Raw genomic sequence first — 24,557 nt, 5'->3', positions numbered from 1 at the left:
GCTGCGTCGCTTTAATCCGTCAGGGTTTTGCGCAAACCGATGAGCGCGGCGGCCACGGTCTGCCGTCGCACGGCCTCGCGGTCGCCTGGAAAGTGGAACAACTGCGCGCGACCGTAGCCACCACGCCGCTTCCAGCTGATCCAGACCGTGCCGACCGGTTTTTCCACCGTGCCCCCGGATGGCCCGGCGATACCGGTCACCGCCACCGCCACGCCTGCGCCGAAGCGGGCCAGCGCGCCGGAGACCATTTCCAGTGCAGTTTCCTCGCTGACCGCGCCGGTTCGCTCCAACGTGCGCGGATTGACCCCCAACAGGGATTCCTTGGCTTGGTAGCTATAGGTCACCACACCCGTGTCAAACCAGGTCGAGCTGCCCGGCAGATCGGTCAGCGTCTTGGCGATCCAGCCGCCGGTGCACGACTCGGCGGTTACCAACATCAGCTTGTGCGCCATCACGATGGCTGCCACGTCCTGGGCCAGCTCATTCAGATGCCTATCGGAAAAATCCATCGCTGAACTCGCCATCGTTGAACTCGATCTGCACAGAGGCGCGAATTATGCCATGGCGTCTCACAGCGCCCTTCGGCACATCGTGTTTGACCCGTGCAATGGAATATCGCGCAAGGCGAGAGCTCGCAGCGCATCTATCGCATAAACTCGACGGCATCATTCCGCCGCCCCTTGGGCATGGATTCCCATCGTCGTCCGGAGCAACACCATGAAAGTTTTCATTCGCCCGACCATCGCCTGGCTTTCCGTCGTCCTGTTTCTGGTGTTCGGCGCAAGCTGGATGAGCGCACTGGCCAGTCCAGCCGTGAGCATAGGCCTGTTCGCATGGCTGTTCCTGGTGATCATCTGGGTCGCCTTTGGCGTTGTGCACGAGGCTGAGGAACTGGCCGAGATGTTGGGCGAGCCGTTCGGCACCCTGATCCTCACCTTGTCGATCGTGCTGATCGAGGTGGCGCTGATCTCCGCCGTGATGATCAGCGCGCAGGATGCCTCCACGCTGGCGCGCGACACCATGTTCGCCGTGCTGATGATCGTGCTGAACGGTGTGGTCGGGCTGGGGCTGCTGATCGGCGGCGCACGCCATCACGAACAGTCCTACAACCTGCAGGGCGCGTCGGCTTACCTGGCGGTGGTCATACCGCTGTCGACGATTGCGCTGGTGCTGCCGAAGTTCACTGCATCCACGTCCGACAGCACGCTTACCTCGCTGCAAGCGACAGCTTTTTCGGTGTTGACGATTGGTCTCTACGGCATCTTTTTATGGCTGCAGACCGGCCGACACAAGGGGTTTTTTGTGGAGCCTGCCAATAGCGACGAGCCCGTCGTCATCGAGGCTCAGGCTGTATCGCCACCGCTTTCCAGGCGCAAGCTGATCGGACACGTGGTCATGCTGCTGGTCAATATTCTGCCTATCGTCATTCTCTCCAAAAGCCTGGCCAAAGTGCTGGATCACGGCATCGCCGCGATGGGTGCGCCCCCAGCCCTGGGTGGCGTGGTGATTGCCATGCTGGTGTTCACACCGGAAGGTATTTCCGCGCTGATCGCCATCCGCAGAAACCAGCTGACACGAGCGATCAATCTTTGCCTGGGTGGGGCGACTTCGACGGTCGGGCTGACGGTTCCCGCGGTACTCATCATCGGGCTGATTACCGGGCAGAAAGTCGTTCTGGGCCTACCTCCCGCGAGCATCGTGCTGCTGGCGGCCACCCTGATTCTGAGCGGACTGACTTTTTCAGGCTCGCGCACCACGATGCTGGAAGGTGCGGTTCACCTGTCGCTCTTCGCGGTCTTCCTGGTGCTGGTTTTCAGCCCTTGAAAGTCCGTGATTGGCAATAGACGCCAACGCCAGCATGGGTAGGAACGAAGAACAGCTCCATGCGAGACTGATGGACTTGAATCCGTTTTGCTTCACGCGCAAAACCGCCGCCCGCTCCGTTCGACACGACCACGCCAAGACCTGCACCGCATGACCCAAGACGATCTTTCACAGCACACCCCGTTCATGCGCCAGTATCTGGGTGCCAAGGCGGCGCATCCGGACGTGCTGCTGTTTTTCCGAATGGGCGATTTCTACGAGCTTTTTTTCGACGATGCGCGCAAGGCGGCGCGGCTGCTGGATATCACCCTGACTCAGCGTGGACAGTCGGGCGGCGCGCCGATTCCGATGGCTGGCGTGCCCTACCACGCGGCGGAAAATTATCTGGCGCGACTGGTGCGGTTGGGCGAATCGGTGGCGATCTGCGAGCAGATCGGCGATCCGGCGCTGGCCAAGGGCATCGTCGAGCGCAAGGTGGTGCGCATCGTCACACCCGGCACGGTAACCGACGCCGCGCTGCTGGAGGAACGTCGGGACAATCTGCTGCTGGCGATCGCTGGCGGCACACGCGACAACTACGGGCTGGCCTGGGTCGATCTGACCAGCGGCCGCTTTCTGCTCAGCGAAGTACCCAACGCCGAAGCGCTGGCGGCCGAACTGGCGCGACTGCAACCTGCCGAAACATTGGTCGACGAAAACATCGCCTGGCCGAAATTCGTCAGCGGCCTGCCCGGCTTGCGCAAGCGGCCGCCATGGCATTTCGATATCGACACGGCTACGCGCGAACTCAACCGCTTTTTCGGCACGCGCGACCTCGGCGGCTTCGGCGCACGCGATTTGCCCTTGGCCATCGCCGCTGCCGGCTGCCTGCTCAGCTATGTCGAAGAAACCCAGAAAAGTGCGTTGCCGCATCTTTCGGGCATGGCGGTGGAAAGCGCCAGCGAGACGATTGCGATGGATGCGGCCACGCGACGCAATCTGGAAATCGATACGCACCCCAGCGGCCGCACCGAGCACACGCTGCTGGGTGTGCTCGATGAAACGGTGACGCCGATGGGCGCGCGTCTGCTGCGCCGCTGGCTCAACCGACCGCTGCGCTCGCGCGACGTACTACGCCTTCGCCACCAGGCCATCGGCACCTTGATCGACGCCCGCCGCTACGAATCGCTGCGCGAACAGCTGCGTGGCATCGGCGATCTGGAACGCATTCTCGCCCGCGTGGCGCTGCGCTCGGCGCGGCCACGCGACCTGTCCACGTTGCGCGACGGGCTGGCGGCCGCGCCTAGTATTAGTGCGCTCATTCATGAGCGCGAAGATCAAGAAGCGGCCATCCATGGCCGCACTCCTCGAGAAGCGTCGCCCTTGCTGGGTTCCCTCGCGGAGCGCATCGGCGACCATGCCGACATCGCCGACTTGCTGGCGCGCGCCGTGGTCGCGCAGCCACCCGTATTGCAGCGCGACGGCGGCGTCATTGCCGACGGCTACGACGGGGAACTGGACGAACTTCGCCGGCTGTCGACGCATGCCGATCAGTACCTGGTTGAACTCGAGGAGCGCGAAAAAGCCGCCAGTGGTATCACCACGCTGAAGGTCGGTTACAACCGCGTGCATGGCTACTACATCGAGATCACCAAGGCGCAGGCCGACAAGGCGCCGACGCATTACACGCGTCGGCAGACCACCAAGAACGCCGAGCGCTACATCACCGAAGAGCTGAAAAATTTCGAGGACAAGGTGCTCTCCGCGAAAGAGCGCTCACTGATGCGTGAGCGTGCCCTGTACGAAGCGCTGCTCGACACACTCACCGGACAGCTCGAACCGCTGAAATCCGCCGCCAGCGCGATGGCTGAACTCGACGTACTGGCCACGTTGGCCGAACGCGCCGAAGCGCTGGACTGGAGCGCACCCGAACTGACCGACGAACCCGGCATCGCGATCGAGCGTGGCCGTCATCCGGTGGTGGAAAAGGTCCGCGACGAGCCGTTCGAGCCGAACGACCTGATTCTTGATGACGTGGCAGGTCGCGGCGGTCGCCGCATGCTGGTGATCACCGGACCGAACATGGGCGGTAAGTCCACCTATATGCGCCAGAACGCGCTGATCGTGCTGCTCGCCCACATCGGCAGCTATGTGCCGGCCAAGCAGGCGGTGATCGGCCCGATCGACCGCATCTTCACCCGCATCGGCGCGGGCGACGACCTGTCGCGCGGACAATCCACCTTCATGGTGGAAATGAGCGAAACGGCCAACATCCTGCACAACGCCACCGAGCACAGTCTGGTGCTGATGGACGAAGTCGGTCGGGGCACCAGCACCTACGACGGCCTGTCGTTGGCGCGCGCAGCAGCCGTACACCTGGCTGCTAGCAGCCGCGCCTACACGCTGTTCGCCACCCATTATTTCGAGCTGACCGAGCTGGCCGGCGAATACCCGTCCATCGCCAATGTGCATCTGGACGCCGTCGAATTTCACGATAAAAAGCTGGGCGAGCAACTGGTCTTCATGCACGCGGTGAAGGACGGCCCTGCCAACCGCAGCTTTGGCCTGCAGGTGGCCGCACTGGCCGGCCTGCCGAAATCAGTGATTGCCGACGCGCGGCGTACGCTGGCAGAGCTGGAGCGTGGTGGCGCCGATCACGATCCGTCACGCAAGAAGCGTGGCTCCGCCCATTCACCACAGTTAGGTCTTTTCGGTGCATCTACACCAGCCGTGCCAGAGCCCTCGGCGCTCGACCGCGCCATGGCCGATATCGATCCCGATGCGCTGACGCCGCGCGAAGCATTGGAGGCGCTATACCGACTGAAAGGTCTGCTAACGTCGGGCTGACCGTTTCACCACTTTCGTGCAGGGATTTCTTCGTTGTCCTACCGCTCGATGCCAGATCACGTACCCGACATCGAAGCCAGTCTGCGGGCTTCGTCAGCGGGCGCGTGGTCGGCGCGACTGGAACTGCGCTTTGCCCGTCGCGATACCTGTACTCAGGCCGTGCATCGCAGCCATCGCGGACCGCTGCGCGTGCAACGCATGCTGTACCCGGAAGGCCCTGGCTGCTGCCACGCACTGCTGCTGCACCCACCCGGCGGTATCGCCGGTGGCGACAAGCTTGAAATAGACGTCCAGATGGAACGTGGTGCGCATGCCCTGCTCACCACGCCGGGCGCAGCCAAATGGTATCGCGCAGGCCACGCCGCACCGGCGCAACAGTCGCTACACCTGACCGTCGCTGACGACGCCTGCCTTGAGTGGTTGCCACAGGAGTCGATCCTGTTCGACGGCGCACAGGTTATTCAGCAGTGCGAGATCGACCTGGCACCGCGGGCGGCGATGTTCGGCTGGGACATCGTGCAACTCGGGAGGTTGGCTGCGGGTGAACGATGGAAGCACGGCTTCTGGCAACAGCGTCTCGCGCTGCTTCGTGACGATCATCCGGTGTGGTTGGAACAGGCCCATCTGGCGGCCGATGATCCGCTGCGCGATTCATTACTGCGGCTAGCGGGCCACAACGTCTTTGCCACGGCCTGGGCGTGTTCGCCACGGCTATCGGCCAACCACGTCGAGGCGCTGGCCGCCGCGCGCGCCACGGCGACCCGATTCGACCTGCCCTGTGGCATCACCTGGCTTGCCGCTCCCGCGGAGTTACTCGTGATTCGCGCACTCGGCGCCAGCGGTCACACGGTGCGTGAATTATTCGAAGCGTTGTGGCATACCTTGAGACCATGGACAGCGGCCATGCCATCGCAGCGACCGCGCATCTGGTCTACCTGACATCGTTCACCTGATTTGACATCACGAAAGCGATTGGACATGAGAGCCGTATGGAACTGACACCCCGCGAAAAGGACAAGCTGCTGATCTTCACCGCCGGCCTGCTGGCCGAACGGCGCAAGGCGCGCGGGCTCAAGCTCAACTATCCCGAGGCGGTGGCGTTTATCAGCGCAGCGATCATGGAAGGCGCGCGCGACGGCCGCAGCGTCGCCGAGTTGATGCACTACGGCACCACCCTGCTCGCTCGCGACGACGTGATGGACGGCATTGCCGAGCTGATCCCGGACATCCAGGTCGAAGCCACCTTTCCCGATGGCACCAAGCTGGTGACCGTGCACGACCCGATCAGCTGAGCTAACCGCAAACTTCGAGGATCGTCATGCGCCGCACGTTCTCCCGTCATCCTACCTTTGCTGTCAACATCCATTCGCTGCCGCCGACGCGGGAGACCACATGAACCCCAGCGCCATGACTCAAGGCCTAAAGATCCCCGGCGAATACCTGATCGACGAGGGCGAGATCGCGCTCAACGTCGGCCGCGAAACGCTCACCCTCACCGTGGCCAACACCGGCGACCGGCCGATCCAGATCGGCTCGCACTACCACTTCGCCGAAACCAATACCGCGCTGCATTTCGACCGCACCGCCGCGCGTGGTTTCCGGCTCGATATCGCCGCCGGTACCGCGGTGCGTTTCGAACCCGGGCAGTCACGTGAGGTCATCCTGGTCGCACTGACTGGCGATCGCCTGGTCTACGGTTTCAATGGTGATGTCATGGGACCGCTCGAATGACCACGCTCAGTCGCCGCGCCTACGCCGAAATGTTCGGTCCCACCACCGGCGACCGCGTGCGGCTGGCCGACACCGACCTGATCATCGAGGTGGAAAAGGATTTCACGACCTACGGCGAAGAAGTGAAGTTCGGCGGCGGCAAGGTGATCCGCGACGGCATGGGCCAGAGCCAGCGGCAGACCGCGGACTGCGCCGACACGGTGATCACCAATGCGCTGATCGTCGATCACTGGGGCATCGTAAAAGCGGATGTCGGCCTCAAGCATGGGCGCATCAGCGGCATCGGCAAGGCCGGCAATCCCGACATCCAGCCCGGCGTGACCATCGTGATTGGACCAGGCACCGAGATCATCGCCGGCGAAGGCCTGATCCTTACTGCCGGCGCGATCGACAGCCATATCCATTTCATCGCCCCACAGCAGATCGAGGAGGCGCTGATGTCCGGCGTCACCACCATGCTCGGCGGCGGCACCGGACCCGCGACGGGAACGAATGCCACCACCTGCACGCCCGGACCGTGGCACATGCAGCGGATGCTCGAAGCGGCCGAGGCGTTTCCGATGAATCTCGGCTTTCTCGGCAAGGGCAACGCCAGCCTGCCCGAAGCACTGCACGAACAAATCGTCGCCGGCGCGATCGGCCTGAAGCTGCATGAGGACTGGGGCACCACGCCTGCGGCGATCGACTGCGCGCTGCGCGTGGCCGATGCCACCGACACACAGGTGGCCATCCATACCGACACGCTCAATGAATCGGGCTTTGTCGAAGTGACGCTGGCCGCGTTCAAGGGTCGCACCATCCACACGTATCACACCGAGGGCGCCGGCGGCGGGCATGCGCCGGACATCATCAAGGCGGCCTCGCTGCCCAACGTGCTGCCCAGCTCGACCAATCCCACCCGGCCGTTCACCGTCAACACGCTGGACGAACACCTGGACATGCTGATGGTCTGCCATCACCTCGACCCAGGCATTGTCGAGGACGTGGCATTCGCCGAGAGCCGCATTCGCCGCGAAACGATTGCGGCGGAAGACATCCTGCACGATCTGGGTGCGTTCTCGATGATCAGCTCCGACTCCCAGGCGATGGGCCGTGTCGGCGAAGTCATCCTGCGAACCTTCCAGACCGCGCACAAAATGAAAGTGCAACGCGGTTCGCTCGCTGGCGATCCGGCGCGACACGACAACGGCCGGGTGAAACGCTACCTGGCCAAGGTCACCATCAATCCGGCGATCACCCATGGCATCAGCCACGAGGTCGGATCGGTCGAAGTCGGCAAGTGGGCCGACCTGGTGCTGTGGAAGCCCGCTTTCTTCGGCGTAAAACCCGCGCTGATCCTCAAGGGCGGCAGCATTGCCGCGGCGCCGATGGGCGATCCGAATGCCTCGATCCCGACGCCGCAGCCGGTGCATTACCGGCCGATGTTCGGTGCGTTCGGGCGCAGCCTGACGCAGAGTTCGCTGACCTTCGTTTCGCAGGCCGCTATTGACGATGGTTTGGGCGAGCGTCTGGGGCTGCAGAAAAATTTGGTCGCCGTGCGCCACTGCCGCACGATCGGCAAGGCCGACATGATCCACAACGCCGCGACACCGGATATCCAGGTCGATCCGCAAACTTACGTGGTGACCGCCGATGGCGAACGCCTGTGGTGCGAACCGGCCGAGGTGTTGCCGATGGCGCAACGCTATTTTCTTTTTTGATATTTCTTTGATATTTCCCGCTTTGCATCGCTGGCGTCTGCTCTGCCTTATTGGAGGTATGCATGATCGAGATCGTTCCCTTTCATGAAAAGTACCAAGCCGCCCTGACCGAATTGATCCTGCCGATTCAACAGGCTGAATTCGGGATTCCAATCACTCTGGAGGCGCAGCCAGATCTGCTCGATATCACCGGTTTTTATCAACGTGGCAGCGGCCAGTTCTGGTTGGCAGTAGCCGACGACGCAGTAATCGGCAGCATCGCCTTGCTTGATATGGGTCATGGTCAGGCGGCGTTGCGCAAGATGTTCGTGGCCAAACCCTTTCGCGGGGCCCAGCATGGCGTTGCCCAACAATTGCTCGACACCTTGTACGAGTGGAGCCGTACGCACGGCATACATACGGTGTTTCTAGGCACCACCACCCAGTTTCTGGCTGCGCAACGCTTCTATGAAAAACAGGGTTTCCAAGTCATCGATCGTGATGACTTGCCCGCTACATTCCCAATCATGAGCGTAGACAGTCGCTTCTACTACCGATCGATCGTCGCGCCGCAGAATAAATCCACACCTGCTTTCAGCGCATGCCGCGAATGAATGGGAGGATCTCGTGCTGATCATGCTGCGTCATATGACTGCAACCGATGCTGACACCGCCGTGCCGGTTCAAACCCTAGAGCTGAGCTTCGACCAGCGCAAGCGCAGCCGGCACCGGCTCACCCTGCCTGACGGCCGCGAGCTGGCCTGGGCGCTGATGCCCGGCCTCATGCTGCGTCCGGGTGACCGGCTAGAGGCCGACGACGATTCGGTGTTTATCGTGGTAGCCGCGGCCGAGCCCGTGCTGCGCGTCACCGCTGCTACGCCGCTGGCTTTGACGCGCGCGGCTTATCACCTGGGCAACCGGCATATCCCAGTGGAAGTCGGCGACGGCTATCTGGCGATCACGCCTGATCCCGTGCTGCGCGACATGCTCGACCAACTTGGCGTGCAGATCGATGCGATCGAGGCACTGTTCCAGCCGGAGACCGGTGCCTACGGCGGCGGTCACAAGCATGGCCACGATGCGACGTTTGCCGAAGACTACGCGCTGGCGCAAGCGGTATTCCGGCGGCACGAACCGGACCTTTCGCCGCTGCGCGATCCGCATGCGCGCTGATCCGTCAAACCTGCCAGCGCTGTTGCAGCTGGCATCAGCAGCACTACCGGTCGGCGCCTTCAGCCATTCGCTGGGGCTGGAGGCCGCGCTGGAAGCTCGCGTAGTGTTCGATGCGGCCAGCGCCGAGCAGTGGATCGCCGATTACCTTGCGCTGGCCTGGGCCGAAGGCGAGGCGCCGCTGTGGCGCGCGCAATATGCCGCCTGGACCGAACTTGATGAGCAGGCGATCGCGACACTCAACGCCCAGCTGATCGCCATGCGCGAAACCGCCGAGCTGCGCATGGAAAGCGAGCAGACCGGGCGTTCGCTGGCCCTATGGCTGCAGGCGCTACCGCAGTTGCATACCTTGACCGACGCCCATCGCGCCGTGCTGGGTTCGCTACACCCGCCAGCCTACGCCAGCGTGCATGCTTGCGCGGCCGTGGTGCTGGGTCTGGCCGATGAGCGCGACGCCCTGTATGCGATGGGATGGAGCCTCGCGGAAAACCTCACCACGGCCGCGGTGAAACTGGTGCCGCTGGGGCAGATTGTGGGACAGGCGATCCTGCGCCGCCTCGCCAACCACCTGCCGGCCTGGGTCGAAGAAACGCTTGCCCGGACACCGGCACAGGCCTGCAACTTCACGCCGATGCTGGGCATTCTTTCCGCGCATCACGAAACTCAATACACGAGGCTGTTCCGCTCATGAGCATCGCATCTGCCGCACACACGCACGCACCTTCTCGCCAGCCCCGCACGCGCACGCTGCCGCCACTGCGCGTGGGCATTGGTGGCCCGGTCGGTTCAGGCAAGACCACCTTGCTGGAAATGCTGTGCAAGGCGATGCGCGATCGTTACGACCTGGTGGTGATCACCAACGACATTTACACCAAGGAAGACCAGCGCCTGCTCACCGTAGCCGGCGCACTGGAACCGGAACGCATCATGGGCGTGGAAACCGGCGGCTGCCCGCATACCGCGATCCGCGAGGATGCCTCGATCAATCTCGAGGCGATCGAACGCATGCTCGACGTGTATCCCGATGCCGATATCGTGTTCATCGAATCCGGTGGCGACAATCTGGCGGCCACGTTTTCGCCGGAGCTATCCGACCTCACCATCTATGTGATCGACGTGGCTGGCGGCGAGAAAATTCCGCGCAAGGGCGGCCCCGGCATCACCCGCTCCGACCTCCTGGTGATCAACAAGACCGATCTCGCCCCTTATGTCGGCGCGTCGCTGGAGGTTATGCGTGAAGACACTTTGCGCATGCGCGGTGACAAGCCGTTCGCGATGACCGACCTGCGCCGACAAGACGGTCTTGATCAGGTCATCCGCTTTATCGAAACGCAGGGCCTGCTACTGCCCTGATAGCGCGCGATCCGGTCGATTGACGCACCAACGCCAACGCAGCAGCTGATGCTCGCCAGACTTCCATTTATGGCGATTGGCCACCAGCCGCTCTGGAACAAGACCGCCCCGAGCGGAACTGATCGGCCTCACTGCCGTCCCATGACGTAGAACAACAAAACTGTCATAGGCCAGCACTATCGTTTGCATAAGAATAATCAAATTCTATTGATGATAAGCAGCGCGTAGATTCAAAGAACCACGCGTCATCCGCCAGCCACTCTTGTCCGCAACTCGCAAGGAGCCCGCACCATGAGCAACGATCGAAAAACGTCTGAGCAGCGATGCCTGTGTTTCGGTATCCGACAACCAGAACAGCCCCTCACCGCCATCCCCCGCGGTCCTTTACTGGTTGAGCACTAACAGCCCCTCAAGAAGCTGGCGCATCACTCGATGCCATTAGCAAAAACCATTTCATTTATCGGTGCCCGGGCTCCAAACCGGACCGGGTAGCCAGATTCAAACGACCAAAGGTGGAGAACACATGTCAACCGAAGCGAAATGCCCGTTCAATCACGCCGCAGGTAGTGGCACATCCAACCGCGACTGGTGGCCGAACCAGCTGAACCTTAAGATCCTGCACCAGCAATCGTCCCTGTCCGATCCCATGGGCGAGAGCTTCGACTACGCCAAAGAATTCAAGAGCCTCGACCTCGCAGCCGTGAAGAAGGATCTGCTGGCGGTGATGACCAATTCGCAGGATTGGTGGCCGGCGGACTTCGGTCACTACGGTCCTTTCTTCATTCGCATGGCGTGGCATAGCGCCGGCACGTACCGCACCGGCGACGGTCGCGGAGGTGCAGGTGCAGGCCAACAACGCTTCGCGCCACTGAACAGTTGGCCGGACAACGTGAGCCTCGACAAGGCGCGGCGCCTGATCTGGCCGGTCAAGCAGAAGTATGGCCGCAAGATTTCCTGGGCCGACCTGATCATCCTCACTGGCAACGTCGCGCTGGAATCGATGAACTTCAAGACCTTCGGCTTCGCGGGTGGCCGTGAGGACGTGTGGGAGCCGGAAGAAGACGTTTATTGGGGCTCGGAAAAGAAATGGCTGGGCGGCGACTCGCGTTATGGCACGGAAAAGCCGGGTGACGGTGTGATCGTCGCCGAGGCGGAGCTGCATGGCAGCGAAAAGAGCCGTACCGACAATGGGCGCAACCTGGAGAATCCGCTCGCTGCAGTACAGATGGGCCTGATCTACGTGAATCCGGAAGGCCCGGATGGCAATCCGGACCCGGTCGCGTCGGCAAAGGACATCCGCGAGACCTTCGGTCGCATGGCAATGGATGACGAAGAAACCGTCGCGCTCATCGCGGGCGGCCACGCCTTCGGCAAGACCCACGGTGCCGGTCCTGCCGATAACGTAGGGCCCGAGCCCGAAGCTGCACCCATTGAGCAGCAAGGTTTCGGATGGAAGAACAGCTATGGCACGGGCAAAGGCGCTGATGCGATTACCAGCGGTCTGGAAGTCACCTGGACCAGCACGCCGACGAAGTGGAGCAACGAGTATTTCGAGAACATGTTCCGTTACGACTGGGAGCTGACCAAGAGCCCGGCCGGTGCGAATCAGTGGACACCGAAGAACGGCGGCGGTGCCGGCACCATTCCGGATGCTTTCGACTCGTCGAAGCGTCGCGCGCCAACCATGCTGACCTCGGATCTCGCCCTGCGCTTCGACCCGATCTATGAAAAGATTTCGCGCCGCTTCCTCGAGAATCCGGACCAGTTGGCCGACGCGTTCGCCCGCGCCTGGTTCAAGCTGACGCACCGCGACATGGGACCGCTCGCACGCTACCTCGGCCCGGAAGTTCCTTCCGAAGAGCTGCTCTGGCAAGACCCGATTCCCGCGCTCGACCATCCAGTGATCGACGAAAAGGATATCGCTGCACTCAAGAGCAAGGTCCTTGCTTCAGGCCTGTCTGTATCGCAACTGGTATCGACCGCATGGGAGTCCGCATCCACCTTCCGCGGCTCCGACAAGCGCGGCGGCGCGAATGGTGGCCGTATCCGCCTGGCACCGCAGAAAGACTGGAAGTCCAACCAGCCGGAGCAACTGGCGAAAGTGCTGAAAACGCTCGAAGGTATCCAGAGCGAGTTCAATGGCGCACAGTCGGGCGGCAAGAAGGTCTCGTTCGCCGACCTGGTTGTGCTGGCCGGTTGCGCGGGCGTCGAGCAGGCGGCGAAGAATGCCGGTCACTCCACGACGGTTCCGTTCACGCCGGGACGCACAGATGCCTCGCAGGAGCAGACTGATGTGCACTCCTTCGGCTTTCTCGAGCCGATCGCTGATGGTTTCCGCAACTATCTCAAGGGCAAGTACAGCGTATCGGCCGAGGCGTTGCTGGTCGACAAGGCTCAGCTGTTGAACCTGACAGCACCCGAAATGACCGTGCTCGTTGGCGGCTTGCGCGTGCTGAACACCAACGTCGGACAGACCAAGCATGGCGTCTTTACCAAGCAGCCTGAAGCACTGACCAACGACTTCTTCTTGAACCTGCTCGACATGGGCACCGAGTGGAAGGCAGTATCGGGCGGCACAGATGAGTTTGAAGGTCGCGATCGCAAGACCGGTGAAGTCAAATGGACCGGCACCCGTGTCGATCTCGTCTTCGGCTCACACGCTCAGCTGCGTGCCTTGTCTGAAGTCTATGGGAGCTCCGACGCAAAGGAGAAGTTTGTCAAAGACTTCGTCGCAGCCTGGAACAAGGTGATGAACCTTGATCGCTTCGAGCTTGCCTGATCTTGGGCAGAAAGGTATTCGATCGAGGGCATCTCGATCGAATACCTGCTGAAAACGTCTAAATGCAAAACGGCGGCTCGCGAGAGTCGCCGTTTTTCTTTCCATCGAACGCATTGTTTGCATCGCAACCTTGTTCAGGTTTATGGATCGCAGGTTCTGCGCTTCAGTCCACGTTATGCGGCACGGCAAGTCTGCCCAACATGGGTTGAGTGGATACCTTGGCATAGTCGGCGTCCGGCAGCGCAACATCCGGAATCGCGGCCAGCGCCGCGGCGACCGAGGGGGGCTTGCGCAGGCTGACCGGTGGCGGCAACGCAGCCGAACGCGGAGCGAGTCGAGCGGACAGCACCAGCTGGCCGATGCGGTGATAGACCTCGTCACGACCGAACGGCTTTTTCATGAAGTCGTCGGCACCGAAGCGTTGCAGATAAAATTGCTCGGTCGCCTGCGCATTGCCGCTGATCATCACGATGGGAATGTGCTGTGTACGCGGGTCATGCCGGAGGGCGCGCAGCACGTCGAAACCGTTGAGTCCAGGCATCACCACGTCGAGAAAAATCAGCGCGGGCTGCTCCCTGATGGCCATGATGATCGCGCTATGGCCATCGGTCGCCTTCAGCACTTCGTAATCGTCCTGCACCAACATCTTGCCGAGTACCGCGCAGATCGTCGGCGAATCGTCGACCACCAGAATACGTGCACCGATCGCGGCCTGCGGACGCGCACCGGAGCCTACGCTGTTGAGCAGGCGCTGGAGAAAGCTCACTTTGGCAAAGCCGGCCGCGCTCATGGGTTCATCCCTTTACATGCAAATCCACTCATGAAGAAACGGCGTAGCACCGTGGCAGTGGATGTATTGGGATAGTTCCGCAAATTTCGCTGGCAGAATGCGATGCACTGCTCAGCGTGAGTCCTTCATCCTGCGCAGATCGCGGCGCGCATGCTTGTCGGGGCGCGATGGCGGATGGTCAAAGGCTGCACCGCTCAATCGCCGCTGTTCCTTGAGCGCCTCGCGCGTGGTGCGGCTGGCGTCGGTTTCCCGATAAAGCGTCTGCGCCATGCTCGCCGGGCCACGCTTGTCGGACAGCGCCAGCACTTGCACTTCCATCCGCTCGTCACCGCGGACAATCTTCACCAGATCCCCAACGTGCAGGGCCTTGGCCGGTTTGCAGCCGAGATCATTCACGTCGATCTTGCCGCCCTCGATCGCCTGCTTGGCGAGGCTGCGCGTCTTGAAAAAGCGGGCGGCCCACAGCCAGATATCGGCACGCATTTCACCCATGCAGTTGCTCTCTCGGTCACTCATGGCGGATAGTGTTATCTCATCGACGTCATGGATGGAAGAAAACCATGGATTGGAATACCCCCGGTATTTTCATCGGCGGACTGCTCTTTATCGGTGGCTACGTGCTCGGCCGTATGAGCAAGACTTTCGAAACGATGCGCGATTCGCGTCTCCGATGGACGCCTGACCTCACCATCGACGATGCCGATATCGAAGCAGCCGTTCGCGCCAGGAAGAAAGTCGAAGCCATCAAGCTCTACCGCCAGCGTACCGGTGCCGACCTGAAAGAAGCCAAGCAGGCCATCGAAACGCTGGCGCAGCGGATCAATATCCGACTCTGAGGCGTGCTGCCCGCAGGCAGCATGTCGGAATTCCGCTCCTATTTCAGCAGGTCGTTCTCATCAGGCATGGCGATATCAGGGATGGCGTCATGCATCGCCTGATCTACCGGCTCCGTCACCATCGTTTCGCCGACGCGTTCACGCACGATCAGTCGTCCGCTCTTCGACAACTCCTGAAGCCGCGCAAACACCTCGCCACGGCCAAACGGCTTCTTCATGAAATCGTCAGCGCCGAAACGCTGCACGTAAAACTGCTCGGTCGCCTGCAGATTGCCGCTGATCATCACGATCGGAATATCGTGTGTCATCGGCTCACGGCGCAGCGCCCGCAACACGGCAAAGCCGTTCATGCCCGGCATCACAATGTCGAGAAAGATCAGGTCCGGCAATTCGCTGCTGGCCAGCGCGATAGCCTCCTCGCCAGAGGTCGCCCGGATAACCACGTGTCCATCCTGGCTGAGCATCTTGTCCAGTACCGCGCAAATCGTGGGCGAGTCGTCGACCACCAACACATGTACACCTTTCGGCACACCGCTTCGAGGCTCCGCGCGTCGCTCGGTCTGGCCGCTGGCAAAGATCCGCTTGATCCGTTCGAACGTGGCCATGAAACGACACTCCCCTGAGTATCCGGTCAGTCTCGGCGCAGCCGTGCCAACACGCAAGCGTCGCCAACGCGTCTAGCTGCCCAGCATCCAGTTGCCCAGCGGTATGGTGGCCAGCGACAACACGATCCCGACGCTGAGGATGGTATTGGCCAGCGCCGGATCGAGATCATATTCGTCGGCAAGAATCGCCGCGGAAATCATTGGTGCCATTGCCGCCTGCAACACGCCGATCGTCAGCACCAGCCCGTGCACGCCAGCCAGCCGGCCGATTGCCAGACACAGCAATGGCGCCAGCAAAAGCTTCCAGCCCAAACCTGCGCTCACCGCGCCGAGCTCGTGCTTACCCAGACGAAACTTGAACTGCAAGCCGACGGAAAACAGCGCCAGCGGCGTCAACGTGGCACCCAGCGGAACGAGCACGCTGTCCAAGCCCGCAGGCCAGCCGCCCAGGCGACCGACCACGATACCGATCACCAGCGAGACGAAAGCGGGAAAGGTCAGGATGCGCTTGACGATCGTCCCCGGCTGCGGCGTGCGTCCGGCGTAGATCGACGCGACTATCACGCCTGCCGATGCCAGCAGCGGAAAGCAGCCCAGCTGATCAGCCACCACGGCCAGCGTCAAACCCTCCCTGCCGTGCAGCGCCTGCATCAGCGGGTAGCCCATGAACGAGGTATTGCCCAGCCCGCAGACCAGGATCAGCGCACCGATGCGTCCCCTCGACCAGCCCAGTCGAGGCCCCAGCAAGCCAAATACCAGCCACACACCGAAAAACGTGATCCACATGGTCGCGACCAGAAACCACAGCTGCGGGTCGAATGTGACTTTGGGTATCAGCTCCAGCACCAGCGCCGGCAGCGCTACGTTGATCACCCACCAGTTGATGCCCGGCACGATGCCGGCGGGCGGCTTTGCGAAGCGCGCGACAAGTACGCCAAGCACAAGGCAGACGAACAGCAGCAGCAAGGCACTCATTAGGATCTCGCTTGGCAGCGACAATAGCGGCCATTAGACGCGATGCCGCAGCCAGCCGGAAGCATCCTCCGCAACGTTCGGGGATAATCCCCCAGCCAACCACGATTCGCGCGACCCGCGCTCACTGCCAATGCCTGATACGACCCACCGCGTGCACGGCCTGGCCGATGACAGCGTGATGCCCGACTGGCCAGCGCTGTGCACGGACGAGATCATCGAGCTGCTGCAGCGCTATCCGTCACTGGGTACGCCCCTGCACATTCGCTGGCATAGCCCGCGTCCGCTGTCGGCAGCGGCACTGGTCGACACCACGGCAGGCACGATCTTCGTCAAACGCCACCATCGGCGCGTGCGCTCGGTCGTCACGCTGACCGAGGAACATCGCTTCATCGCGCATCTGCGCACCGGCGACATGCCGTTACCTGAGGTGTTTGTGGGTTTGGACGGCCAAACGGCCGCAGCAATAGGCGACTGGGTCTACGAAGTACACGCCACCGCCGACGGCATCGACCTTTATCGCGATGCCGTATCGTGGTCACCGTTGAGTGAACGCGGGCACGCGCTGGCCGCCGGTCGCATGCTGGCCATCCTGCACGATGCCGCCGCCGGATACGACGCGGACCAGCGCCACACGCACATTCTGGTCGCCCGCAGTGAACTGATTGCCGCTACCGATCCCATCACCACGCTGCGACTGCAATTGCCCAATCGGCAGGGCCTCGCCGACTACCTTCGCCAACGTGACTGGCCGGCCGAGCTGCAGCGCATGCTGGCGCCGTGGCATCCGACGCTGTCGACGCGACTGGTGCGGCAACCCTCGCTATGGACGCACAACGACTGGCATGCGTCCAACCTGTGCTGGAGTGGGGCTGGCCACAACGCCTGTGTCACTGCGGTGCTCGACTTCGGGCTGGCCTCGCGCACGTTCGCCCTGTTCGACCTAGCCACCGCGATCGAGCGCAATGCGATCGCTTGGCTGGCGCTTGAAGGCGGAGGCGACGCCGTGCACGCGGACATGGCGCTGGCGCTGATCGACGGTTACCGTCAAGTGCGCCGACTGACCGCCGACGATATCCATCTGCTGGCCGATCTTTTACCGCTGGTGCACCTCGATTTCGCGTTGTCCGAAGTGGAATATTTTCACGCCGTCACCGGCTCGCGCGCCAATGCGGACATCGCCTACGACACTTTTCTGCTCGGCCACACCGCATGGTTCGGTACGCCGCCGGGACAGGCGTTATTGCAGGCCATTCGCGACCAGGCCTGACGCATGACTCACATTTCGTGATTCAATAGCTGTCTTGAAGCGGGGGTGCCCGGCGTTTGCCGGGCTGAGAGAGTCCCTTGGAACCTGATCCGGTTAGTACCGGCGTAGGGAGCTTGCTGAGTCGTTGGCGTCCATCCGGGCGCATAGCTGGCCGTCGCTTCGTGTGTATACCCACGAGACGATGATCAATGACGCTTATCCGTACCCCTCTTATGTTCGCTCTGCTGTCAGTCCTGACGCTCGCCAACGCGTCCATCGCATTGGGCGATGACACCGTGCCGAACGAATCGCAAGCCACGCCGCTGGCGACGATCAAGGTCAAGGCCAAAGCTGACAAGGGGTACCGTGCCGAGAGCTCGCAAGTCGACACCTTTGGTAGCTTCGGTAACGCGCCGCTGCACGATACGCCGGCCGCGGTCACGGTGATTACCCGCGACCAGCTCGACGACCGCCAGCCGCGCACGCTCAGCGAGATCGCCCACTCCGATGCGGCACTCGGCGACAACTACGCGCCGGTCGGTTACTACCAGGACATTTCCATCCGCGGCTTTCCGCTGGACCTGGCCACCGGCTTTCGCCTCAATGACATGACGATTACCGCCGAGCAGCTGACCCCACTGGAAGACAAGCAGCAGGTGGAAATCCTGAAGGGACTGGCCGGTCTTGAAGCTGGCGTGGTGGCGCCCGGCGGCCTGGTCAACTACGTCAGCAAGCGGCCTGCCGACGTGCACACCGTCACCGTCGGTACCGATTCGCATGGTTCGCGCTACACCGCGGTGGATGTCGGCGGCTGGCTCACGCCAACGTTCGGCGTGCGAGTGAATGCGGCGCACGAAGACATGCACTCTTATGTCGACCATACCAACGGCCGGCGCAGTTTCATCTCGCTGGCGGCGGATTGGAAGATCAGTTCCAACGCCACCTTGCAACTGGATACCGACTACCAGACCAGCAGCCAACGTTCGGTTTCCGGTTACCAGCTACTCGGCGGTACCACACTGCCGCCGCATCCGAGCAGCACGCAGCTGCTGGGTTACGAACCGTGGCAGCAGCCGGTGGGCATCCACGCCAGCAACACCACGCTGCGCTTCAATTACCGCTTCAGCGACAACTGGAGCGCACAGCTTTCCGGCAGCCACAGTCACAGCGTGATCGATGACAACGTGGCTTACGCGTACGGCTGTTTTTATGCCGCTGCCTGCGCGAGCGGCGCCCCCCCCGGCTATTTCTTCGCGCCCAACGGTGACTACGACATCTACGACTACCGCAGCCCCGACGACACGCGTGAGAACGACGAAGCGCGCGCCGTGCTCAAGGGCAGTTTCGACATCGGCAGCGTAAGCAACGAGGTCAGTCTGGGCACCAGCGCCTTCCGTCGTACGCTCGATCAGCGCCCGTATGTTTACGACTATGTCGGCACGGCCAATATCAGCGAGTTCAACCCGCCCTACTACGCGATGTCGCCCGACGAGCCCGGTCCGTCCGCGCGCACGCTGACCAGCTGGCAGCATTCGGTGTTCGGGCTCGATCGCATGCACTTTGGCGAGCAGTGGCAGGTTCTTCTGGGCGGCCGCTTCGTGCACCTGCAGGAGCGCGCCTACGATCCGTACGGCGTGCTTCAGCGCGATACGCGCTTGAGCAAGGTACTGCCGCAGGCCGCCGTGATGTGGCAGCCGACGGCGCCGCTGACGTTCTACGTGAGCTATAGCGAAAATCTTTCACTCGGCGCACAGGCGCCGTACTGGACTTCCAACGGCAACGCCGTGCTGCCGCCGCTGCTGTCGCGGCAGGTCGAAGCCGGCGTGAAGTACGCCTGGAGTGATGCCTTGGATCTCACCGCCGCGCTCTACCGCATCCGCCAGCCGTACCAGTTCGCGCAACCCAGCGATACCACCGCCGGCTTCACCTTCGTGCAGGAGGGCATCGAAGAGCACACCGGGCTGGAGCTCAACGCTGACGGTCGCCTCACCGACAATCTGCGCCTCACGGCCAGCTTCAACTTTATCAAGGCTGAGGCGCATGACACCGGCACGCCTGCGTACGAAGGCCATCAGGTGGTCAACGTGCCACGCGCGCGTTCGGCCGTCTATCTGGACTACCGCTTGCCGTTCGCCAACAACCTCAGCGTGCTCGGTGGCTGGCGCTACGCCAGCGCCAATCCCGCCACACCCAACGGCCTGGTCAGCGTGCCGGCGTATAACGTGTTCGATGCCGGCCTGCGCTATACCACTGCACTGGACGGCCATGCGCTGACCTGGCGGCTGAATATCGACAACCTGTTCAACCATTTCTACTGGCGCGATACCGGCACCTCTGGCGGCGACAGCTTCCTGTTTCCGGGTGCGCCGCGACTGGCACGGCTCTCCGCGACCCTGGCGTTTTGAGGCTGCCTTGATGGAAATATCCTGGATCGAACTCTTTGGCGCACTGCTCAGCGCGTGGGCTGTGTGGCTTACTGCGCAGCGCCGACCGTGGTGCTGGCCGATCGGCTTGCTTTCGGTCGCGGTTTACGTCGGGATCTTCGCCGAGGCGAAACTGTACTCCGACGCGCTGCTGCAGGTCGCCTTCGCCGTGCTGATCGTCTACGGCTGGCTGCGCTGGCTACGCAATCTCGATGACGACGGCCGTGTGCAGGTCGCTCCGCTGCCAACCAGCGAGGCCGCCGCGCATATCGCACTCGGCGTCATCGGATCACTGATGCTCGGCTTCGCCATGCATCGCTGGACCGACGCTGCCTTGCCGTGGCTCGACTCGGCACTCACCGCATTCAGCCTCGTCGCACAGTGGTGGCAGGCGCGCCGTCATATCGCCGCATGGTGGCTATGGATCGTGGTGGATGTGATCTACGTGGGCGAATACGTCTACAAGCACCTGCTGATTACCTCGGTGCTGTACGCGGGATTTATCGTGCTGGCGGCGATCGGCTTGCGCAGCTGGCGGCAAGCCGGTCGGGCGCATGCGTTGAATTCAAAAGCAGCGGCGGCCTGACATCGTGGCAACCACGAGTCATCTGTGAAACTGATTTGTCAGATGGATCAATGGTGAGGCGATCGGCTTTCATCATGTGATCGAGAAATGTGCTGCCGAGAATTATTTATTCCGACAGCAGCACGTAGTCACCGTCATTGCCGTAACGCTTGATCTGTTTACCGACCTTGGCGCAAAGCGCCTCACCGCAGCGGGTCAGCGCACCGGTCTGCGTGGCATGCAAGACATCCTGATCGAACTGGGCAATCTTGATCTCGCGCATGCTGTCCCACACGACGAAACCTGCGCCACCGACGGCGAACAGCGCACCGATAAACAGCGCGAGCAAGCCCTTCCACACCAGTGCATGCTGCACGATAGACAAGCCTTTGCGCTGCTCGTCCATCGCCTGCGCCGCCCACTGTGCCGCCCGCGTGCTCGACTGCAGCTGCTTGTCGAATTCGCCGACGGCTTTCGAGGCACCTTGCAGAACGGCCTGATGGACGTGCTCTCCGATAAGCCGCGTGACCTCTTCGACAAATTGTTCGCTATTGCCGTCCAGTCGACGCAACCCTTCGTCCAGGGCCTCGGTACTGGCCTCGACCCGTTGCACCGCTTGTTCGCTTCTGTCATCCAGCCAGCTGGTGATGGTCGCCATTTGCAGCAGTTGCTGCTTTAGCTCGTCAATATCTATGGCTTCCATGGTCCACTCTTGAGAAAGTCTAAAAATCCGGCCTCACGTTCTGGCCTAGCGCCTCGCCTGACATGATTCATCGTCAACGTCTTGGTTGCCCCGCATTTTGGGTAGGCGGCGTCGGCTCCCGCTGTGGCTGGGGCTCAGCAGATTGTTGAGCCTGCTGCCGTTGCGAAGCTTGCGCTTGCGCACCTTGTTCCCGAGCAGCCAAAGCCGGATTGGAGGAATTGCTGAGCACGGCTTGCGCCATGTTCATGTCATTGCTGCTGGCTGCTCTAGACAAAGTATTAAGAACGGAATCGGTTGACTCTCTGGAGGTACCTTGACGTGGCGCCTGATCATTGCGAGCGTTGGTTGCCTCGGGCCTCGATGCATTGCCCATTTCCTGTGGCGGCTTGGAATTGTGCGTTATTGACCCAGTAAACGCATACTTACTACTCAAAGCCGGATTCACCGGATCGGGACGTTCTTGGTTGACGTAGGCTCGCGAGCCCGGAGTAGTATCTTTCCGATCGATTGGCCCAGTCCAGTGCCGATACATACTCCCGGTGTTGTTTGCCTTGTACAACGTCCAGACCATCGAAGAACCACCGGCGTCCATCGAGTTATGCCTGTACGTATCCTCTCGCGCAGGCTCCTTGATGTTACTAATAAACGGTTTGTCGCTCAGGCTGTTCAGATAGTCGACGCCGAAATTTCCCGCACGAGCCGAAGCACCGTTGAGGGCATAACTGCCGCCGACGTCCGAATGTGAACCGGGCATCATCAAGCCGACTAAACGACTCTGTGGCCCTGTTCCCTCTACATGTTCTTTAGGCGCGGGGTCACCTGGCTTAACCGCTGGAATGATGGGATCGCCTTTGAACAAGTTACGCTTTTCGTCGCCCGCATAAAGCTGGATACCCGAAATGACCGAAGACGGTAGATGGCGATCCAGCCTCTCTGTTGTACCGGTGGCTACAGGATCGAAAAGCACAACTGTCTGAGCCGTTTGACCATACGGTTTGGGAGGCACTAGGTACGCGCCGTCGGCTTTTACATCAGTAACATTCATGTTCCTGATACCGCGCTCATGTACCAAGCGGGTAAATAGCGCGGCCTCTTCTGCACCACGACTGAACCCTACACTGGAGACCGCGATTTCACACTTTGGATGTTCACTTTTCCACACTGTCGCCTGCGTGCAAAACTTGTCATACATCCTCTCTGCTCGCTCTTGCGTCGTCGAGCCTCTCATGCTGTCCCTAGTCGCAGAAACCGATGCCCCAACGGCGCGATCTTCGTGTCCGAGCGGCAATGCATTGCCTTGAGTCCCCGGGCCGCGGAGGTAACCAACCGCCACATTGCCGTTTGTCGCTCCGCTGGTGCGGCTAGCCTCAATCTCCTTGCGGATGTGCGCAACATTGGTCTGATTCTTCACAGGGTCGTTGTCGGCATCGTTACCCGTTCCATCAAAAGCCGCAACAAACAACCTGCTGCCCGGCCGCTCGGCAGTTGGTTCAACCAGTGACACCAACTTTGGCGTTTGAAAATCTGATAGCGTCGTTCGAGCCTGCGTATAAAGATGCATATCTTTATCGGTAAGCTGATAGACGCGATTACCTTCACTCATCGTCCGCAGTTCTTCGCTCGGGTTTCCGCCCCCGCTCTCGCCTTCGCTTCCGTTCCCTCTGCGCATACCGCCCATATTCTTTGCTCCTGATTAGAAAGTGTGGCTCCAGGCCAGAATCAGATCATTGCGGAATTTGCTGTATTCATTTCCCGGCACGCGCTCGGTTTTGGTGGGAATGAAAGCCTTCATATAAACATTGATGGTGTGATCGTTCACCTCCAGAAACACCCCTGGATCGTTCTCCAAAGAGTTTTGCAGGACTTCCGAATCGGGCACGCTATAAAGGACTCGTTCGCCCTGGAAGATCGCGCCAATATCCACCTTGGCTTCGTGCTCAACGCCGTCAAGCGACGCCCAGCTCACTTCTGCAGGAGCAGGAAAATTACGAACGCTCATATAGGAAGCTTCACCCCAGCGGTCTTTGTAATCAGCGGAGGGAGGGGGCGGCGACGGATGATCCTCTGCGTTCGAGGGGCTGAGGTTTGACTCGTCGTAAATCACTCTGCAGCGAATCGTGTTGTAGCAATACACCTCAAAGTCATGCACATTGAATCGCAGAGAAGATGCGCTGGACATCAACTCGTGCGTGGTGTCGGCGTCTGTAGAGGGGATAGTCATGGCGGCTCGGCATCCTGTCGTGGATAGGGGAAAAACCAGCAAAGGCGAGGATATGGATCAATTGGTCGAGCCGTTTCCACCGACACCCGTTCTTTTTATCGACCGGTTTTGATCCTAGGGCCCTGAAGCTGATGACACAATATCAATGCCGATAATTCGGCTTATCTTGATACTACAAGGTAGCTGATGGCAGGCGCTTCTGCTGCGGTAGATCGTCAAAAGTGCGGGCCACAGTCACATCTTCTGTCATAAGTTTTTCAAATGCATTGCGGCCGCCGCATGCGGCGTGCGAAGGAACCCCGTTGAAATCGCAACGACGATCTGACCAATCTGCCATTCCCGCATAGGAGAAAAATCACGCCGCATTCGCAAGTCAGCCAGGATCTACGCCTCGATCTCACCGACACAATCATCGACGCCAAGACGCGTAAAAATCTTACCTGGCAGCAACTGGCTGAAGGCACCGGCCTGAGTCTCGCTTACGTCACTGCCGCCCTGCTCGGACAGCATCCGTTACCGAGCGATGCAGCGAAACTGGTCGCGCAACGGCTCGATCTCGATCAAGACGACATCACGCTGCTACAAACAATACCCATGCGCGGCAGCATTCCAGGCGGCATTCCTACGGACCCGACCATTTATCGTTTCTATGAAATGGTGCAGGTATACGGCACCACCTTGCGCGCTTTGGTGCACGAGCAATTTGGCGACGGCATCATCAGCGCCATCAACTTCAAGATAGATATCAAGAAAGTCGAAGACCCCGATGGTGGCTCACGCGCAGTCATTACTCTCGACGGCAAGTTCCTGCCGTACAACCCGTTCTGATAT

The 24,557-nt window shown here is 61.2% G+C and carries 24 protein-coding genes and 1 riboswitch; of the genes, 16 read left to right on the top strand and 8 right to left on the bottom strand.

Annotated features, from left to right (window positions below):
• Positions 1-11 precede the first annotated feature (11 nt).
• A complete protein-coding gene (locus HDE80_RS19620; protein WP_184673667.1) occupies positions 12-509 on the bottom strand; it encodes a CinA family protein in 498 nt (165 codons plus the stop codon).
• A 208-nt stretch (positions 510-717) separates the two neighbouring features.
• On the opposite strand from HDE80_RS19620, the gene HDE80_RS19615 reads away from it, so the two are divergent.
• The 11 genes from HDE80_RS19615 to katG all read left to right on the top strand — a co-directional run bounded on the left by HDE80_RS19615 (position 718) and on the right by katG (position 13,362).
• The gene (locus HDE80_RS19615) at positions 718-1,824 is read left to right on the top strand and encodes a calcium:proton antiporter (RefSeq protein ID WP_184673664.1); all 1,107 of its coding nucleotides are present in this window, start codon (positions 718-720) and stop codon (positions 1,822-1,824) included.
• A gap of 150 nt (positions 1,825-1,974) precedes the next feature.
• Positions 1,975-4,650, top strand: a complete 2,676-nt coding sequence (gene mutS, locus HDE80_RS19610; protein ID WP_184673663.1) for a DNA mismatch repair protein MutS — start codon at positions 1,975-1,977, stop codon at positions 4,648-4,650.
• Positions 4,651-4,683: 33 nt separating this feature from the next.
• Complete coding sequence (locus HDE80_RS19605; RefSeq protein ID WP_184673661.1) at positions 4,684-5,589, top strand: urease accessory protein UreD; 906 nt, start codon at positions 4,684-4,686, stop codon at positions 5,587-5,589.
• Positions 5,590-5,639: 50 nt separating this feature from the next.
• Positions 5,640-5,942 (top strand): urease subunit gamma, encoded by a 303-nt coding sequence (gene ureA, locus HDE80_RS19600; RefSeq protein WP_184673660.1) that lies wholly within the window; start codon positions 5,640-5,642, stop codon positions 5,940-5,942.
• A 100-nt stretch (positions 5,943-6,042) separates the two neighbouring features.
• On the top strand, positions 6,043-6,381 hold the full coding sequence (locus HDE80_RS19595; protein WP_345776482.1) for an urease subunit beta: 339 nt from the start codon (positions 6,043-6,045) through the stop codon (positions 6,379-6,381).
• Positions 6,378-8,081 (top strand): urease subunit alpha, encoded by a 1,704-nt coding sequence (gene ureC / locus HDE80_RS19590; RefSeq protein WP_184673659.1) that lies wholly within the window; start codon positions 6,378-6,380, stop codon positions 8,079-8,081. The genes HDE80_RS19595 and ureC overlap by 4 nt, the downstream gene beginning before the upstream one ends.
• A 62-nt stretch (positions 8,082-8,143) precedes the next feature.
• Complete coding sequence (locus HDE80_RS19585) at positions 8,144-8,674, top strand: GNAT family N-acetyltransferase (RefSeq protein WP_184673658.1); 531 nt, start codon at positions 8,144-8,146, stop codon at positions 8,672-8,674.
• 34 nt (positions 8,675-8,708) lie between these two features.
• The gene (gene ureE / locus HDE80_RS19580; protein ID WP_255483984.1) at positions 8,709-9,233 is read left to right on the top strand and encodes an urease accessory protein UreE; all 525 of its coding nucleotides are present in this window, start codon (positions 8,709-8,711) and stop codon (positions 9,231-9,233) included.
• Positions 9,223-9,921: an urease accessory UreF family protein gene (locus HDE80_RS19575; RefSeq protein ID WP_184673657.1), complete on the top strand. Its 699-nt coding sequence runs from the start codon at positions 9,223-9,225 to the stop codon at positions 9,919-9,921. Before ureE ends, HDE80_RS19575 begins: the two co-directional genes overlap by 11 nt.
• Positions 9,918-10,583 carry an urease accessory protein UreG gene (gene ureG / locus HDE80_RS19570; RefSeq protein WP_184601349.1) on the top strand — a complete coding sequence of 222 codons (666 nt, stop codon included), beginning with the start codon at positions 9,918-9,920 and terminating at the stop codon, positions 10,581-10,583. The genes HDE80_RS19575 and ureG overlap by 4 nt, the downstream gene beginning before the upstream one ends.
• 523 nt (positions 10,584-11,106) lie before the next feature.
• A complete protein-coding gene (katG, locus tag HDE80_RS19565; protein WP_184673656.1) occupies positions 11,107-13,362 on the top strand; it encodes a catalase/peroxidase HPI in 2,256 nt (751 codons plus the stop codon).
• A 163-nt stretch (positions 13,363-13,525) separates the two neighbouring features.
• On the opposite strand, the gene HDE80_RS19560 is transcribed toward katG, so the two are convergent.
• Entirely contained in the window at positions 13,526-14,152 is a 627-nt protein-coding gene (locus HDE80_RS19560; protein ID WP_184673655.1) for a response regulator, read from the bottom strand.
• 111 nt (positions 14,153-14,263) lie between these two features.
• Entirely contained in the window at positions 14,264-14,644 is a 381-nt protein-coding gene (locus HDE80_RS19555; protein ID WP_184601353.1) for a S4 domain-containing protein, read from the bottom strand.
• 68 nt (positions 14,645-14,712) lie between these two features.
• Between HDE80_RS19555 and HDE80_RS19550 the strand changes: the two genes are divergently transcribed.
• Entirely contained in the window at positions 14,713-14,988 is a 276-nt protein-coding gene (locus tag HDE80_RS19550; protein ID WP_184673654.1) for a hypothetical protein, read from the top strand.
• Between the two features lie 38 nt (positions 14,989-15,026).
• Here HDE80_RS19550 and HDE80_RS19545 read toward each other — a convergent pair whose 3' ends face one another.
• Both HDE80_RS19545 and HDE80_RS19540 read right to left on the bottom strand, forming a co-directional pair.
• Complete coding sequence (locus HDE80_RS19545; protein WP_184673652.1) at positions 15,027-15,593, bottom strand: response regulator; 567 nt, start codon at positions 15,591-15,593, stop codon at positions 15,027-15,029.
• Positions 15,594-15,665: 72 nt separating this feature from the next.
• Positions 15,666-16,568 carry an AEC family transporter gene (locus HDE80_RS19540; RefSeq protein WP_184673650.1) on the bottom strand — a complete coding sequence of 301 codons (903 nt, stop codon included), beginning with the start codon at positions 16,566-16,568 and terminating at the stop codon, positions 15,666-15,668.
• Positions 16,569-16,698: 130 nt separating this feature from the next.
• On the opposite strand from HDE80_RS19540, the gene HDE80_RS19535 reads away from it, so the two are divergent.
• From HDE80_RS19535 to pnuC, 3 genes are all read left to right on the top strand, one after another.
• On the top strand, positions 16,699-17,835 hold the full coding sequence (locus tag HDE80_RS19535) for a phosphotransferase (protein WP_184673648.1): 1,137 nt from the start codon (positions 16,699-16,701) through the stop codon (positions 17,833-17,835).
• Positions 17,836-17,866: 31 nt separating this feature from the next.
• A riboswitch (TPP riboswitch) is annotated at positions 17,867-17,963 on the top strand.
• A gap of 60 nt (positions 17,964-18,023) precedes the next feature.
• The gene (locus HDE80_RS19530) at positions 18,024-20,219 is read left to right on the top strand and encodes a TonB-dependent siderophore receptor (RefSeq protein WP_184673647.1); all 2,196 of its coding nucleotides are present in this window, start codon (positions 18,024-18,026) and stop codon (positions 20,217-20,219) included.
• 16 nt (positions 20,220-20,235) lie between these two features.
• Complete coding sequence (pnuC, locus tag HDE80_RS19525; protein ID WP_184673822.1) at positions 20,236-20,823, top strand: nicotinamide riboside transporter PnuC; 588 nt, start codon at positions 20,236-20,238, stop codon at positions 20,821-20,823.
• Between the two features lie 106 nt (positions 20,824-20,929).
• Here pnuC and HDE80_RS19520 read toward each other — a convergent pair whose 3' ends face one another.
• The 3 genes from HDE80_RS19520 to HDE80_RS19510 form a co-directional block, all read right to left on the bottom strand.
• Positions 20,930-21,505, bottom strand: coding sequence for a hypothetical protein (locus HDE80_RS19520; protein ID WP_184601359.1), 576 nt, complete (start codon positions 21,503-21,505; stop codon positions 20,930-20,932).
• Between the two features lie 73 nt (positions 21,506-21,578).
• Entirely contained in the window at positions 21,579-23,183 is a 1,605-nt protein-coding gene (locus HDE80_RS19515; protein ID WP_184673645.1) for a DUF2235 domain-containing protein, read from the bottom strand.
• A 15-nt stretch (positions 23,184-23,198) separates the two neighbouring features.
• Entirely contained in the window at positions 23,199-23,726 is a 528-nt protein-coding gene (locus HDE80_RS19510; protein WP_255483983.1) for a hypothetical protein, read from the bottom strand.
• Between the two features lie 321 nt (positions 23,727-24,047).
• Here HDE80_RS19510 and cynS point away from each other — a divergent pair, with 321 nt between their 5' ends.
• Positions 24,048-24,554 carry a cyanase gene (cynS, locus tag HDE80_RS19505; protein ID WP_221437740.1) on the top strand — a complete coding sequence of 169 codons (507 nt, stop codon included), beginning with the start codon at positions 24,048-24,050 and terminating at the stop codon, positions 24,552-24,554.
• The last annotated feature ends 3 nt before the right edge of the window (positions 24,555-24,557 follow it).

Source organism: Rhodanobacter sp. A1T4, from assembly GCF_014207185.1.
Lineage (GTDB): Bacteria > Pseudomonadota > Gammaproteobacteria > Xanthomonadales > Rhodanobacteraceae > Rhodanobacter.
Note: the sequence above shows the minus strand (reverse complement) of the source record. Positions and strands in the feature narration are given on the sequence as shown.

Excerpts from the sequence above, each read along its gene's own strand:
- HDE80_RS19620 (WP_184673667.1), bottom strand. The coding sequence starts at position 509 with ATGGATTTTTCCGATAGGCATCTGAATGAGCTGGCCCAGGACGTGGCA.
- HDE80_RS19615 (WP_184673664.1), top strand. The coding sequence starts at position 718 with ATGAAAGTTTTCATTCGCCCGACCATCGCCTGGCTTTCCGTCGTCCTG.
- mutS (WP_184673663.1), top strand. The coding sequence starts at position 1,975 with ATGACCCAAGACGATCTTTCACAGCACACCCCGTTCATGCGCCAGTAT.
- ureA (WP_184673660.1), top strand. The coding sequence starts at position 5,640 with ATGGAACTGACACCCCGCGAAAAGGACAAGCTGCTGATCTTCACCGCC.
- HDE80_RS19595 (WP_345776482.1), top strand. The coding sequence starts at position 6,043 with ATGAACCCCAGCGCCATGACTCAAGGCCTAAAGATCCCCGGCGAATAC.
- ureC (WP_184673659.1), top strand. The coding sequence starts at position 6,378 with ATGACCACGCTCAGTCGCCGCGCCTACGCCGAAATGTTCGGTCCCACC.
- HDE80_RS19585 (WP_184673658.1), top strand. The coding sequence starts at position 8,144 with ATGATCGAGATCGTTCCCTTTCATGAAAAGTACCAAGCCGCCCTGACC.
- ureE (WP_255483984.1), top strand. The coding sequence starts at position 8,709 with ATGACTGCAACCGATGCTGACACCGCCGTGCCGGTTCAAACCCTAGAG.
- HDE80_RS19575 (WP_184673657.1), top strand. The coding sequence starts at position 9,223 with ATGCGCGCTGATCCGTCAAACCTGCCAGCGCTGTTGCAGCTGGCATCA.
- ureG (WP_184601349.1), top strand. The coding sequence starts at position 9,918 with ATGAGCATCGCATCTGCCGCACACACGCACGCACCTTCTCGCCAGCCC.
- katG (WP_184673656.1), top strand. The coding sequence starts at position 11,107 with ATGTCAACCGAAGCGAAATGCCCGTTCAATCACGCCGCAGGTAGTGGC.
- HDE80_RS19560 (WP_184673655.1), bottom strand. The coding sequence starts at position 14,152 with ATGAGCGCGGCCGGCTTTGCCAAAGTGAGCTTTCTCCAGCGCCTGCTC.
- HDE80_RS19555 (WP_184601353.1), bottom strand. The coding sequence starts at position 14,644 with ATGGGTGAAATGCGTGCCGATATCTGGCTGTGGGCCGCCCGCTTTTTC.
- HDE80_RS19550 (WP_184673654.1), top strand. The coding sequence starts at position 14,713 with ATGGATTGGAATACCCCCGGTATTTTCATCGGCGGACTGCTCTTTATC.
- HDE80_RS19545 (WP_184673652.1), bottom strand. The coding sequence starts at position 15,593 with ATGGCCACGTTCGAACGGATCAAGCGGATCTTTGCCAGCGGCCAGACC.
- HDE80_RS19540 (WP_184673650.1), bottom strand. The coding sequence starts at position 16,568 with ATGAGTGCCTTGCTGCTGCTGTTCGTCTGCCTTGTGCTTGGCGTACTT.
- HDE80_RS19535 (WP_184673648.1), top strand. The coding sequence starts at position 16,699 with ATGCCTGATACGACCCACCGCGTGCACGGCCTGGCCGATGACAGCGTG.
- HDE80_RS19530 (WP_184673647.1), top strand. The coding sequence starts at position 18,024 with ATGACGCTTATCCGTACCCCTCTTATGTTCGCTCTGCTGTCAGTCCTG.
- HDE80_RS19520 (WP_184601359.1), bottom strand. The coding sequence starts at position 21,505 with ATGGAAGCCATAGATATTGACGAGCTAAAGCAGCAACTGCTGCAAATG.
- HDE80_RS19515 (WP_184673645.1), bottom strand. The coding sequence starts at position 23,183 with ATGGGCGGTATGCGCAGAGGGAACGGAAGCGAAGGCGAGAGCGGGGGC.
- HDE80_RS19510 (WP_255483983.1), bottom strand. The coding sequence starts at position 23,726 with ATGACTATCCCCTCTACAGACGCCGACACCACGCACGAGTTGATGTCC.